This is a genomic window from Blautia sp. An249, from assembly GCF_002159835.1.
In the GTDB taxonomy this organism is placed as follows: domain Bacteria; phylum Bacillota; class Clostridia; order Lachnospirales; family Lachnospiraceae; genus Blautia_A; species Blautia_A avistercoris.
This window is the reverse complement of the sequence record NZ_NFJL01000008.1, coordinates 92292-106576: the sequence shown is the minus strand read 5'-3', so window position 1 is coordinate 106576 and position 14285 is coordinate 92292. Positions and strand designations below refer to the sequence as shown.

Genomic DNA, 14285 nt, shown 5'->3' with positions numbered 1-14285 from the left:
TCACCCATTGTCCTTGACTAATATTCCTTTGGTTCATTATAATGAATTATACACTACAAATAAACGCAACGCAACTAAAGGAGGTGCGGTCATGTTAAGGCACAAAGATCATTTTCACGGAAGTGATTTGGAAAAAATCGAGCAGTATTATGGGATTCCCAAAGAAAAAATCATCAGTTTTTCTGCAAATGTAAATCCCCTTGGCATTTCTCAGCGTTTAAAAGAGGAACTGTCCGGTCATGTGGATGTTATTACCCAGTATCCGGATCGGGAATACACCCGGCTTCGCACCTGTATTGCCTCTTACTGCAGCACCCGGAAGGAGCATATTCTGGTGGGCAACGGAGCCACGGAATTAATTTCTCTTCTGATACAGACGAAGCGCCCCCGTAAAGTCTTAATCCTGGGGCCTACGTATTCGGAATATGAACGTTACGTCTCACTGGAAGGGGGGAATTGTCTCTATTATCCTCTTAAAGAGACGGAGCAGTTTGAACTGAATGTGGAAGATCTGTGCCGCAAACTCTATGAAGGACTGGATATGCTGATTCTGTGTAACCCCAATAATCCCACTTCTTCCGCAATCTCCAGACCAGATATGCGAAAAATCCTGGATACCTGTCTGCTTCACGGTATCTTTGTGATGATAGACGAAACTTATGTGGAATTTACCCATGAAGAAGAGAAGGTATCCTCCGTTCCCCTGACCCACGACTATAATAATCTGTTTATCTTAAGAGGCACGTCCAAATTTTTCGCTTCTCCCGGTCTGCGCCTGGGCTACGCCGTCACCGGAAACCAGGAGCTTTTACTGGAAATTCATGGGAAAAAAGATCCCTGGACCACCAATAGCCTGGCGGAGGTAGCCGGAAAAATCATGTTTCAGGATAAGGACTATATCCGGCAGACCCGGGAGCTGATTTTCAGAGAGCGGGAACGTATGTGGAAGGAACTGTCCTCCTGGCAAACGGTAAAATTGTATCCTCCCAAGGCCAATTTTATTTTAATGAAAATCCTGAAACCGGAAATTACGGCTCAGCTTCTGTTTGAACACTGTATAAAACAGGGACTGATGATACGAAACTGTTCCACTTTCCCCTTCCTGGATGAAAGTTATATCCGCTTCTGTATTATGCTTCCGGAACAAAACGATCTTCTCCTGGCTGCATTTGCACAGCTTCTGAAAGATTAGAAAGGAGGGCGATCTTATGCATCTTAACGTAGCACAGCTTCAGACCAGGGTCTGTGACTCAAAAAAAGAGAACCTTCAGAAACTGGAGGTTCTCCTGGAAAAAGCCTGTAAAGAAAAGGCGGATCTCATCACCCTTCCTGAAATGTTCTGCTGTCCCTATGAAACAGAACGCTTTCCTGTTTATGCGGAAGAAACAGGGGGCGAAGCTTACAGCTTCTGTGCCCGGCTGGCCGAAAAGTATCAGATCTATCTCTCCGCCGGTTCCATACCCGAAAGGGATGAGGCCGGACGGATTTACAACACTGCCTATGTCTTTGACCGGGAAGGAAAACAAATCGCAAAGCACCGGAAAATGCACCTCTTCGACATCCAGATCGAAGGGGGACAGCATTTTAAAGAATCCGATACCCTTTCCCCGGGAGATCAGGTCACGGTCTTTCCCACAGAGTTCGGAACCATGGGACTGTGTATCTGCTACGACTTCCGCTTTCCTGAACTGGCGCGGCTGATGGCTCTGGAAGGGGCACAGATTCTTCTTGTCCCTGCCGCTTTTAATCTGTCCACCGGACCGGCTCACTGGGAGCTGATGTTTCGTTCCCAGTCCGTTAATAATCAGGTCTTTTCCATAGGTACCGCTCCTGCCAGGGATCTGTCCGCCTCTTATCATTCCTGGGGCCACTCAATTATTACCGACCCCTGGGGCAGCGTCCTCTCTCAGATGGACGAACAGGAGGGAATGACCATTTCCGTACTGGATCTGGATCTCATTGACCGGATTCGCAGCCAGCTTCCCCTTCTTTGTCACCGGAGAACGGATTTATACCGGCTTGCTCCGGTAGTTCACGAGGAAGATTCCGCCGCTGACTAAACAAAGGGCAATCACATTTTGCAGACAAAACGCCTGACCTCCTTCTCCCAGAAGTAAGGCCGAGAGAAATACCCCCATCACCGGATTGGAAAATCCGTAGATGGCAACTTTGGACACAGGATTGTATTTCAGCAGAATTCCCCACAGGGAATAGGCCACTGCCGAGAGAAATCCCAGATAAAGAAGCATCAGGATTCCCTGCCAGGTCAGGTACTCCAGTCTGCCGCCCATAAGGGCGCCCATCAGCGCCAGAATCCCGCCTCCCAGCACAAACTGCCAGCCGCTTAATAAAACGGGATCATAATCACGGGAATATTTCTTCAGAAACACAGAAGAAAATCCGTAAGATATAACGGATAAAAATACGAAGCCCTCTCCGTTAAAAGTAAAAGAGAAGGACAGGCCGCCCTGAGCCAGATTGGCAGCCACCACTCCTGCCAGGCCTGCCAGACATCCGGCCAGTTTGCGTCCGGTCAGTTGCTCCTGGCGAAACAGACAGGCGGCGATTAAAATCGTAACCAGACTGTTGCTCCCTACGATAATGGCTCCTTTTACCCCTGTGGTATGAGCCAGCCCCAGATAGAAAAAAAGATACTGGAATACTGTCTGCATCATAGACAGTTTTACAATTTTTCCTGCTGCAGCCTTTGGAGGCAGCAGGATTCTTTTTTCCAGCAGACTTCCTAAAAGAAGCGCTAAGATTCCCGCCAGAAAAAAGCGGCAGCCGGCAAAGACAATCTGGGCTCCCGCATCCTCCGCAGGGATCTGAAACAGCCGGTATCCGATTTTTATACAGGGAAACGCGCTTCCCCATAAACCACAGCATATGAGAGCCAGAACCGCCACTACCGCGGGACGGGTAAGGGTTCCGGCCGCTCTTCTACCGATGTTCACCCAGGAAAAACAACGCCACGGTTCCCGGTCCTGAATGGGCTCCGATGGTAGCGCCCACGTGATTTACCAGGATTGTTTTTACCGGATATTTGGCCTTGATTTTCTCCAGTACATAATTGACGTCATCAATACAGTCTCCATGGCTCATAAAGACGGTATCACAGCTGTCTTTGTATTTTCCGATTTTCTCATCCATGGCGTCCACCAGAGCCGCCAGAGATTTCTTTCTTCCTCTTACTTTCCCGACCGGAACCAGCTTCCCTTCATCGTCTACTTTCAGAACCGGTTTAATATTCAGCATACCGCCTAAAACAGCCGTTGTTTTCGATACTCTTCCGCCCCGGTACAAATGATTCAAATCATCCACGGTAAACGCATGGACTATTTTATTTTTGTTTTCTTCTACCCACCGGGCAACCTGTTCCATCTCTTCTCCGGCTTCTTTTTTCTGTACAGCCAGGTGAACCAGCAGTCCCTGTCCCAGAGATGCCGCCAGGGAATCTATTACAATAATCTTTCTCTGAGGATATTCCTCTGCCAGCTCTTCTGCAGCAATTTTACAGCTGTTGTAGCTTCCGCTCAGTCCCGAAGAAAAGGCAATATGGAGAATATCTGCCCCCTCTTTTAAATAGGGTTCCATCAGGTTTTTGGCATTTTCCGGATTTACCTGGGCTGTGGTAGGCATTGAGCCCTGCCTCATCCTGGCATAGAATTCTTCCACAGGAAGGAAATTGTCATGGGTGTAATTTACCCCGTCCATGGCATAACTTAAATAACTGCATCCGACTCCGTGTTCCTGCATATAAGCGTCTGGTAAATCAGAATTGTTATCTGTTGTAATTACGTATTTTCTCATAGTCAACACACCCGCCTCATCTCGTATTGATTACTATTTGTGATTGTTTTAATCATACAAATCATAACCTTAGTATACCTTTATCCTTTCGGATCTGCAAGCAGAATTTCAATCGCTTTCTGAAGCTGAGTATCTTCTTTCGTAAGCTCCGCCTGCTCCCGGGCTTCTTCAGAAAGCTCTGATACAACATCCGGCTGAATACCCACTTCATGAATATTATTTCCATTTGGAGTATAATATTTGGCGGTGGTAAGTTTGATTGCGCTGCCGTCTTCTAACTGTCTGGTTTCCTGTACGATTCCCTTTCCATAGGTGGTGGTGCCCACAAGGGTTCCCACCTGGTAGTCTTTGACGGCTCCTGCGAATATCTCAGAGGCACTTGCGCTGTTTTCATTGACCAGAACCGCCAGGGGATAGTCAAAGGAATTTTCCCCGTCTGCCCATTCCTCTTCCCGGTTTCCGTATTTGTCTTCTGTATAGACAATCAGTCCTTTGGGAAGAATCTCATTTAATATATCGCAGACAGAGGTCATCAGTCCGCCGGGATTATCCCGGAGATCGATAATCAGCCGTTTCATTCCCTGTTCTTTTAATGTCTCCATTACTTTCTCATACTGTTTATATGAGACATCGGCAAACTCCGTGATTTTTACATATCCTGTCTGATCCTGCAGCATCTCTCCGGTTACATAGGTCAGTTCCACCTCCGATACCGGCACCGGAATTTCCTGCTCCTTCCCATCCCGTTCAATGGTCAGCAGAACTGTCTGATCTTCTTTCTCCCGAATCAGGGCAACAATCTGAGTAAGTTCCATCTCCTGTACATCCTGCCCGTCTACTTTCAGCAGGAGATCGCCGGCCTGCACCCCTGCCTCCTTTGCGGTGGAGCCTTCATAACATTCGTTTATGGTAACAACGCCGTCTTTACTCTGAGACATCAGGGCTCCGATTCCCACATAGCTTCCCTGAGTCTCTTTCATTGCCTCTTCAAACTCCTCGGCTGTATAGTATCGGGAATAGGGATCATCCAGGCCGTAAATCAAACCAGTATAAATTCCTTCCGCCAGCTCTTCCTCTTCCTTCTCTTCCAGATAATACTTATCAATCATCCCTTCCAGAGTCTTAAGCTTCTCCTGGTGTCTGGGATCACTTAACACATTGGTTTCTGTCAGACCAAAGAATCCTGTGGCCCTGGCCTGTGAGAACAGCCCCCCTGCCAGCGCAATCACAACCGCCCCGGTCAGGAAGCCGCGCCAGAATCCTTTCCTCTGCTGTGGTTTCTTCTTGAAATCGTCCATAGTCTCTCCTTTGCTGCTTTATAATGATATAAAGTATACACGCCCGCTTAAAATAATGCAATCCTCTGAAAACAGCCTCATTCCGACGGTTATTACAATAAAAGGCGCCTGCCTCCCCGAACCCGGGGACGGCCAGACGCCTTAAAAGTTTACACACGCAGGTGCTTCCGCACGATTACCGTACTTCCCAGCAGACCGATGCCCATGGCCAGAATCAGTCCTACAGGCACTAATACCATATATATCTCACCTACCGGAATAAAATCCACAACACCTGTTAAAACATTAAATTTGTTCAGCACATATTCCACAGCTTTTCCGTAGCCGAAGTACAGTCCCACCAGAGGAATGGCAGCTCCGATGAATCCCAGAATCATTCCTTCCAGAAGGAACGGCGCCCGGACGAAGAAATCCGTAGCTCCAATCATCTTCATAATCGCGATTTCTTCTTTCCTTACGGAAATACCCATAGAAACCGTATTTCCGATTAAGAAAACAGAAACAATCAGTAAGATCACAATAATCGCGATGGATACGTAAGACACCAGTTTATTGAAAGATCCCAGGGTCTGGGCCGCCGTTTCCGACTGCTCCACAGATCGTACATTCGGCAGTGTCTCTATGTATTCCACAAGCTCCGCCTGTTTTTCAATCTCATTCACATAGACCCGGTAACTGGCGGAATTGGCCAGCGGGTTGTCATCTTTAAATCCTTCCGCCGCCTCGGAACCCTGGAAATATAAGTCTTTAAATTCCTCCCAGGCTGCGTCTGCAGAGATGAACTCTGTACGGGCCACCTCCGGCCTCTGTTCAATCTCGGCTCCTGTCTGCTGCATCTGCTCCTCTGTGGTTCCCTCTTCAAAGAATACCGTTACCGGTACGTCCTGCTCGATTCTCTGGGCAATGTGATTCACATTGTTAATAATGGAATAAAAGATTCCGAATAAAAAAATGCAGGCGGCCATGGTAATCACAGAAGCCAGGGAAAAGGTCCAGTTCCTTTTAATATTTTTAAATCCCTGCTTAAATGTATACCAAATCGTACTAATTCTCATAATATTCCCCTTCCTTCTCGTCGTTTACTATGGAGCCGTCTTTCATGGTTACTACCCGCTTCTTCATAGAATTTACGATTTCCCGGTCATGGGTAACAACTAAGACGGTAGTTCCCCGGTTATTAATCTGCTCTAAAAGCTTCATAATTTCCTGAGAAGTATGAGGATCCAGGTTACCGGTAGGCTCGTCTGCTAGCAAAATGTCCGGACGGTTGACCAGGGCGCGGGCCAGGGCCACTCTCTGCTGCTCTCCGCCGGAGAGCTCTGTTACCCGTTTTTTATACTTGCCTCCCAGACCTACTTCCATTAAAACTTCCGGTACCCGTTTTTTAATAACTCTGGTGGGTCTTCCTATTACACGCTGGGCAAACGCCACATTTTCATATACGTTTCTGTCTTTCAGAAGACGGAAATCCTGGAATACCACGCCGATCTTACGGCGGTATTTGGCTACTTTACGGTGTTTCATCCCTTCCAGAACCTGTCCGTTTACTGTGATTTTTCCGGCTGTGGAATCCAGTTCCTTTAGAAGCAGTTTAATCAGGGTGGATTTTCCGGATCCGCTGCTTCCCACTACGAAAATAAACTCGCCTTTATTCACATGGAGATTGGCATGGCTGACAGCCGGCATTCCCTTATCTGTATATGCCATGCTGACATTTTCTAAATCAATCATAGTATCCTCCTCTATCTATCTCATCGGTTGCGTTTTTACTTTTTAATTTTTACGTAACAATATTGTAACATATTTTTTCAGAAATGCAACACCTTTCTGAAGCAGCAGAAAAAAACCAGTACAGCATGGCTGCCGTACTGGCGATTCTTTTTCTTAATACTCCAGAGTTTCCATATATTTCATATAGCGTACTACCATCAGGGCAATCTTAAAGGTGATTGCATCCTCGAACACACGCAAATCCAGTCCTGTGCTCTTCTGCAGCTTATCCAGTCTGTATACCAGTGTATTTCTGTGAATATACAATTGCCTGGAAGTCTCAGAAACATTTAAGCTGTTCTCAAAAAATTTATCAATGGTAACCAGTGTCTCCTCATCAAAATCATCGGGAGATTTGTTCTCAAAGATTTCTTTGATAAACATCTTACACAGCGGTATGGGAAGCTGGTAAATCAGACGGCCGATTCCCAGGGAACTGTATGCGATGACTTCCCTTTCTCCAAAGAAAATCTTGCCCACATCCAGAGCCATTCTGGCCTCTTTATAAGAACGGGACACTTCCTTTAACTCCTGAACAATGGTTCCGTATGCAATATGCACCCCTGCCTGGTGATCCAGACCCAGAGTATCTAAAATGGTATGAGCCAGTTTATCCAGCTCTTCATAGCTCTCGCCCTCTGCCATTTCTTTTACGATAATAATGCTTTTTTCATCTACGGCCGTAATGAAGTCTTTGCTCTTTCCTCCAAACAGCGCTTTTACACTTTCTATGGAGTTATAATCTTTTTCCTGCTGAGTTTCCAGAATCAGAACAGTGCGGCGTACGTCTGCCTCAATGTGAAGCTTTTTGGCCCGGTTATAAATATCAACCAAAAGAAGATTGTCCAATAACAGATTTTTGATAAAGCTGTCTTTGTCAAATCGTTCTTTATAAGCAATGATTAAATTCTGAATCTGAAAAGCAGCCAGTTTGCCCACCATGTAGGTATCTTCATCTTCTCCGTGTACCACAAGAATGTATTCCAGCTGATAGTCGTCGCATACTTTAAAGTACTGATAGCCCTTAATCACCTGACTGTCTGCCTGTGATTCTGCGAATGCCTGTACGTCTGACGGGTTCATAACTGCATCCGTGAAGGTGGAGGCAAGCACCTTACCTTCTGTATCAATAACACAAAACTCTGTTCTGGATATTTCCTTAAGGCCTTCTAGTGTATTTTGCAATACCTGGTTTGATATCATCCTCTTCTCAATCCCTTCTCAATGTTAAGTATATGTTTCTCTTTCTTTTCCCCCATAAAAAGTTACATACCCAATGTTATTTTAATACAAAGTGCCCAAAAATGAAAGAGGAAAAGAGAAAAAACTCACAAAAATATGTGAGTTTTCTCCCATTTTTTACAAAGATATGTCTTTTTCTTATCTGTCTTCAGACGTCTTCTTCTAATTGTTTTGTCAGGTACCTCCCCACAATCCTGGAAAAACCGGCAATGTCCCGGATATAGGCAAAGTCCTTTCCAAAGATTTTTTTCTCTGTTTTCAGATCTTTTTCTTCTCCTGCAAAGACTCCCAGAACGCTTACGCCCAGGTTTCTCAGTTTCCTGATTTCATGCCCCGTATCCCGGACGGCATACTCCCCCTGATAGGGTTTGGGATTTCTGGCGTTGGGTCGGTTTACAATGACATCATAGGGCCTTCCGTCGCTTAAGACGATCAGAATCTTCTTTTCTTCTTCCCTTTGCAGCAGCCCGTAACCCGTCGCCTTAATGGCCAGTCCGTCCCGGTTATTGGAAGAAGTTACATAATTAAACAGATTGGCGTTTTCCTTTCTGTCATCGTCATATTCCCGGAAACGCTGTAAGATGGTATAATCCCAGAAGGTACAAAAGCTCATTACCCGGTGGGGAATCTCCACATTGCTGAGAGCCTCGCTGATGATATATCCCTGCAGGGCCACATCTCCCTGGCGGCTCATCTGGGAACCGCTGGCGTCAATGAGCACATCCACTACGAAGTCTGCCGTATCCCCTTTCAGTTCCCTGGTAAAAAGCCGGGCGTCCTGACTTCTTCCCACTCTCCAGAGCCGGGAAGGCACGATGTTTCCCGAATCTGACAGCACTTCCACTGTCTCATTTCTCAACACCATGGCTTTTCTCAGAATCTCTGTCAGAACATAGATATTTCTTTTTACAATCCGGTGCTTATCATGATAGAGAAAGATGTTCTTGCTTTTTAAACGTTTGGCATATTCTAACTGATAATTTCTTTTTACCGGATTTTTCAGAATTCCTTCGGTAAAGTAAAGACTGCAGTCGCTGTGAATATCCCTGCACAGCAGATGATTCAGCCGCTTTTCCTCTGTGGGAGAAAGGTAGCTTTTCCCATAATTCAGTTCCACATAGGTATGGGACTTTTCCAGAAGCTCAGGGGAGATGACCGTAATTTTTTTCTGTACCTGCTGCTCTTTTTTCTCCTCTTCTTTCCCGGCTTTATCATCCAGATCCGTCATTCTCTCTGTGAGCTGCTTCACATATTCTTCCAGAGCCTCCTCATACAGTTCCTCTGTAAGAAAATCCTGCCAGTCATATTCTGCCAGCTCCTGCATAGTCACGGCCAGCACGCTCTTTAGTCCGCCGTGAACCTGTTCGAATTTCGGATCTATAATCTGATTATACAGCGAATCTATGATTCGGATCAGTTCCATGGTATCTTCTGTTTCCCGGCACTGATACACCTGTCTGCGCCAGTTGTCAATCCGCTTTTCCACCGGATACGTACCCCTGAGCGCTTCCTGGAAAACAGCCGCCCGCAGCCTGCCAAGTGTGGTCATGGACATTCTTTCAAACTCCAGATCCATCAGATCTCTTAAGGCTTTGTTCCGGACGTTTCTTACTCCCGGGCGTTCCTGCTCCAGTTTTCCTCCCACCGCTTCTTCAATACAGAGCTGGGCCAGGGCAGTCAGACTGACCTCGTCCGCCTGGAGAAAAACTTTCTTTACCAGATACAGCCCCATCAGCTCTTTGTCGTAATACCTGGCAAAGGCTCCCTGTTTTATGCTGTCATACAGGGCAATGTATTTGGAACGGCGAAAAGCCGCCAAATCCGCTTTCATCTCCAGTTTATAATCTCCGCTGACTGTCCAGAGGAGATTTTTCATACGATTCTGCAGTTCCAGTTCATAATCTTCCCGGAACCCTTCTTCGGGGGGCTCTATCCCTCCGTTTCCATACAGTTCTCTGGGCTTATGCATAAACTTCATCCTTTGTCCAGTTTTCCGGAATCCGGGTCATTACCACATCTTCAATAATTTCTTTCTCAAACACATCAAAGGTTTTATTTACAATCCCCATGCGTACAGCCGCCAGCGGGCTAAGCCCTGTCTCCACAATTCTCATGGCCGCCAGAAGTCCCCGAAGATCCAGAGACTTGGTCGAAATCTCGCTGTTTTCGGCTTTTAACTGCAGATCCAGAAACAGACCGATAAACTGATCCACTGCCTCTTTTCTGGCGTTGGGGAACATTTTGTCAAAAATAAACCGGAGCGTTTCCTCACTCTGGGACGGCATATCTATGACCAGGAACCGGGAAACAAGGGCTTCGTTTAACTCTTTCGTTCCCGCATAACCGTAATTCATTGTCCCGATAAAACGCGCCGCCGGGTGAAGTTCAATTTTCTCGTATCCCGGCACATCAATGGACCGCCGGTAATCCAAAGTGGCATGCAAAACGGAGACGGCATCGTTTTTGGCCATGTTAATCTCATCCAGAATACCAAAACCGCCGTTTTCTGCGCACTGATAAATACTTCCCTTTCTCAGTTCCACCTCGTTGTTGCGGAAGGTGTCTGTTCCAATCAGGTCGCCGCTGTTGGTATTTACATGAAAAGATACATTATAGGTAGGTCTGTGGAAAATATAGGCCAGATTTTCCGCTAAAATATTTTTTCCTGTGGCCTTTGGGCCTGCCAACAAAAGATTCTCCCCTTTCAGCAAAGCAGCGATGGCCATCTCCAGAATCTCTTTTCCGTAAAAAGGAATGGCCGGTTTTACAATTCTGCCGGCCGCCTGCTCCGGCACAGGATATTTCCCGGAAAACTCTTCCACAGCTTCAATCAGACCGGCATCCACGTCTTGTTCTTTCAAAAAAAGCAATTCTTCTTTCATGATTTACTCCCTTCTATTGCCGAAACGCTGTATAGCGCCGGTATACACCGGCGCTATTTCTTTTTCAGTCTATGACGGCCTCTCATTATCCTTCAAAAATCAAATCTCCGTAAGAAGGCATCGGCCACATCTCCTTATCTACAATCATTTCCAGTTCATCCACCGGTTTTCTCAGTTCATCCATTGCCGGCCGGATTTTCTCTTTATAGAAAACAGCTCTGTCTCTTCCTTCTTCCATGGCAGAAGCCTGGTCTGCCAGTTTTTTCAGCTTGTTCATGGCCGTTTTTGCAGCTTTCAGATACTTGGTACACTGCTGCAGAAGATCTGTCTGCACGCTCACATCGTACACGCCCACCGCACGGATCTCGTTAATGGATTTTGCAAGTACTGTCGTATAATGAATAACTGCAGGAATAATCTGCTTCGTAGCCATATCAATCATGGTTCTGGCCTCAATGTTCATTTCCTTGGCATAAATTTCATACTGAATTTCTGCACGGGATTCCAGTTCTGCTTTGGTAAATACCCCGAAAGTTTCAAAGAGTTTCACTGCTTTTTCCGTGGTGAGAGCCGGAATCGCATCTACCATGGTGGGAAGATTGGGCAGTCCTCTGCGCTTCGCCTCTTTTTCCCACTCCGGTGCGTATGCATTTCCGTTAAATACGATTCTCTGATGATCAATGGCATAATCTTTAATCAGGTCATGAACCGCCATTTCAAAGTCGTCTGCCTTTTCCAGAATATCACAGGCTTCTTTAAATGCCTCTGCCGCCATGGTATTTAATACAATGTTGCAGGGCGCAATGGAATCCTGGGAACCCACCATACGGAACTCGAATTTATTTCCTGTAAATGCAAAAGGTGAAGTCCGGTTCCTGTCGGTAACGTCTTTCATAATTTCCGGTATGGTCTTTACTCTGGTGGACAAAGGCGTCTCCTGTTTGCTTCTGGTGGCCATTCCGGTACGAATCAGCTGTTCCAGCACGTCTTCTAACTGTTCCCCTAAAAATACAGAGATAATTGCAGGGGGCGCTTCATGTCCGCCCAGCCGGTGGTCATTGCCCACGTCGGAGGCGGATTCTCTTAATAAATCCGCATGACGATCCACTGCTTTTAACAGACAGGTCAGAACCAGAAGGAACTGGATATTCTGATGAGGAGTTTCTCCCGGATCCAGAAGATTAATCCCGTCGTCGGTTGTCAGAGACCAGTTGTTGTGTTTACCGGAACCGTTGACGCCCGCAAAAGGTTTTTCGTGAAGGAGGCAGTGCATATTGTGGCGGCTGGCCACCTTCTTTAGGATCCGCATGGTAATCTGGTTGTGGTCCACGGCAATATTGGCCTGGGAATAAATAGGCGCCAGCTCATGCTGGGACGGCGCTACTTCGTTGTGCTGCGTCTTTGCGGAAACCCCCAGTCTCCACAGCTCTTCATTGACATCCTTCATATAGGCGCCCACATGCTGACGGACAGCTCCCATGTAATGGTCATCCATCTCCTGGCCCTTGGGCGGCATGGCGCCGAACAGAGTTCTGCCTGTATAAATCAGGTCTTTTCTCTGAAGCCATTTTTCTTTGCTGATTAAAAAGTATTCCTGTTCGGAACCCACAGACGGGGTTACTTTTTTGGAAGTGGTATTTCCAAACAGGCGGATCAGACGGAGGGCCTGGGTATTAATGGCCTCCATGGAACGCAGCAGAGGGGTTTTCTGATCCAGAGCCTCTCCGGTATAAGAACAGAAAGCTGTGGGGATACACAGGATTCCTCCTGCCGCATCGTGGCGTACGAAAGCCGGTGACGTACAGTCCCAGGCTGTATATCCTCTGGCTTCAAAGGTGGCTCTTAAGCCCCCGGAGGGAAAAGAGGAAGCATCCGATTCTCCCTTAATTAATTCTTTGCCGGAAAAAGACATGAGAACCTTGCCGTTCTCCATAGGAGCCGAGATAAATGCGTCATGCTTTTCTGCCGTAACTCCGGTTAATGGCTGGAACCAGTGAGAATAATGGGTAGCTCCCTTTTCGATTGCCCACTCTTTCATTTCATGAGCCACAACATCTGCCACTTCCAAAGACAGTTCTCTTCCTTCTTCAATGGTTTTTTTCAGTTCTTTGTAAGTCTTCTTGGGAAGACGCTCCTGCATCACCGAATCGTTAAAAACGTCACATCCGAAAATTTCAGCAACATTTACGTATTCACTCATAATAATCTCCTTTTTCCCTTGGTTTTATATTCCTTTTTGTTTCTTTCCTAAATAAATATTTAAGGCCCGGTGACGGTTTTCAATCTGAACGTTCTGATGTTCTCCTCCGTATTCTCCGTCCAGCGTCCAGGGGACGCTTTCCTGAGCCTCAATTCTCAGTTTGCTTGCCTTAAAAGAATGGATCCGGTCTGTATGGTCTTCCGCTTTTAAAACAGAAGCAAGCATTTCCTGCAGTTCCAGAGGATTCTTCGGTCTGGTAATCAGAGTCACCTCAAATAAGCCGTCGTTCATATCCACATTCTTTCCGGTCAGATGTTTAAATCCTCCCACGGAACGGGAATTGGTAATCATTCCATAGATAAAATCATCCTCTATGACCTGATCCTCCACATAGACCAGCATATGATAAGATTTGATTTCAAAGATCCGTTTCATTCCTTCCAGTACATAGGCCACATGCCCCAGAATATTTTTCAGATCCTGATCCGTTTGATAAGCTACGTCCGTAAACAGTCCGAAAGCGGCAATATACGCAAAGGTCTGGGTATTAAACTTCCCTATATCACAGTGGTATAAATTTTCCTCCATGATCATTTCCGCAGCCTTTATCATATTCTTGGGGATAAACAGACTGTGGGCGAAATCATTGGTACTTCCGGCGGGAATATACCCAATTGGCTTCTCGCTTTCCATCTCCGCAATGCCGGTGACTACCTCGTCCAGCGTGCCGTCTCCGCCGCTGCAGACAATCAAATCCACCTGATTAATATACTCCTTTGCCTTTTCATAGGCATCCTGGGCTTTCTGTGTCGGATAAACAATTACCTCATATTCGTGTTTGACAAAAATATCCACAATATCCATCAGCTTATTTTTTATCAGCCCTTTGCCGGATCTGGGATTAAACAGAAACAAAAGCCGTTTACTCATATGAAACCTCCCACGACAAATGATTGCATATTTCCTTTTATTTTACTACGGCGCCACCAATGACGCAAGAAAAAACTTGCAGCCCCTTTTCCTTAAAAGCCCTTGTGCTCCCGTTTTCTCTCCTGTATACTAAGGAAAGTTCTGGATAGAAGG

The 14285-nt window shown here is 46.3% G+C and carries 12 protein-coding genes; 2 read left to right on the top strand and 10 right to left on the bottom strand.

All coding sequences use genetic code 11. From position 1 onward, the window contains the following. Positions 1 to 91: 91 nt before the first annotated feature. Positions 92 to 1192 carry a pyridoxal phosphate-dependent aminotransferase gene (locus B5F53_RS09325; protein ID WP_087222659.1) on the top strand — a complete coding sequence of 367 codons (1101 nt, stop codon included), beginning with the start codon at positions 92 to 94 and terminating at the stop codon, positions 1190 to 1192. A 16-nt stretch (positions 1193 to 1208) separates the two neighbouring features. After that, entirely contained in the window at positions 1209 to 2060 is an 852-nt protein-coding gene (locus tag B5F53_RS09320) for a carbon-nitrogen hydrolase family protein (RefSeq protein WP_087222657.1), read from the top strand. Here B5F53_RS09320 and B5F53_RS09315 read toward each other — a convergent pair. The 10 genes from B5F53_RS09315 to B5F53_RS09270 form a co-directional block, all read right to left on the bottom strand. Then, a complete protein-coding gene (locus tag B5F53_RS09315) occupies positions 2010 to 2954 on the bottom strand; it encodes a DMT family transporter (RefSeq protein ID WP_242970282.1) in 945 nt (314 codons plus the stop codon). The genes B5F53_RS09320 and B5F53_RS09315 overlap by 51 nt on opposite strands. Further along, positions 2941 to 3810 carry a DegV family protein gene (locus B5F53_RS09310; protein WP_087222655.1) on the bottom strand — a complete coding sequence of 290 codons (870 nt, stop codon included), beginning with the start codon at positions 3808 to 3810 and terminating at the stop codon, positions 2941 to 2943. The genes B5F53_RS09315 and B5F53_RS09310 overlap by 14 nt, the downstream gene beginning before the upstream one ends. Positions 3811 to 3890: 80 nt before the next feature. Continuing rightward, positions 3891 to 5108: a S41 family peptidase gene (locus B5F53_RS09305; RefSeq protein ID WP_087222653.1), complete on the bottom strand. Its 1218-nt coding sequence runs from the start codon at positions 5106 to 5108 to the stop codon at positions 3891 to 3893. A 149-nt stretch (positions 5109 to 5257) separates the two neighbouring features. Beyond that, the gene (ftsX, locus tag B5F53_RS09300) at positions 5258 to 6163 is read right to left on the bottom strand and encodes a permease-like cell division protein FtsX (protein ID WP_087222651.1); all 906 of its coding nucleotides are present in this window, start codon (positions 6161 to 6163) and stop codon (positions 5258 to 5260) included. Then, entirely contained in the window at positions 6153 to 6839 is a 687-nt protein-coding gene (ftsE, locus tag B5F53_RS09295) for a cell division ATP-binding protein FtsE (RefSeq protein ID WP_087222649.1), read from the bottom strand. Before ftsE ends, ftsX begins: the two co-directional genes overlap by 11 nt. A 153-nt stretch (positions 6840 to 6992) precedes the next feature. After that, positions 6993 to 8081 carry a PucR family transcriptional regulator gene (locus B5F53_RS09290; RefSeq protein ID WP_087222647.1) on the bottom strand — a complete coding sequence of 363 codons (1089 nt, stop codon included), beginning with the start codon at positions 8079 to 8081 and terminating at the stop codon, positions 6993 to 6995. A 187-nt stretch (positions 8082 to 8268) separates the two neighbouring features. Then, on the bottom strand, positions 8269 to 9996 hold the full coding sequence (locus B5F53_RS09285; RefSeq protein ID WP_087222793.1) for a nitric oxide reductase activation protein: 1728 nt from the start codon (positions 9994 to 9996) through the stop codon (positions 8269 to 8271). 85 nt (positions 9997 to 10081) lie between these two features. Continuing rightward, positions 10082 to 11002 (bottom strand): AAA family ATPase, encoded by a 921-nt coding sequence (locus B5F53_RS09280; RefSeq protein WP_087222645.1) that lies wholly within the window; start codon positions 11000 to 11002, stop codon positions 10082 to 10084. Between the two features lie 85 nt (positions 11003 to 11087). After that, positions 11088 to 13202, bottom strand: a complete 2115-nt coding sequence (locus tag B5F53_RS09275) for a glutamine synthetase III family protein (RefSeq protein ID WP_087222643.1) — start codon at positions 13200 to 13202, stop codon at positions 11088 to 11090. A 24-nt stretch (positions 13203 to 13226) separates the two neighbouring features. Continuing rightward, entirely contained in the window at positions 13227 to 14132 is a 906-nt protein-coding gene (locus B5F53_RS09270) for a diacylglycerol/lipid kinase family protein (RefSeq protein WP_087222641.1), read from the bottom strand. Positions 14133 to 14285: the final 153 nt, after the last annotated feature.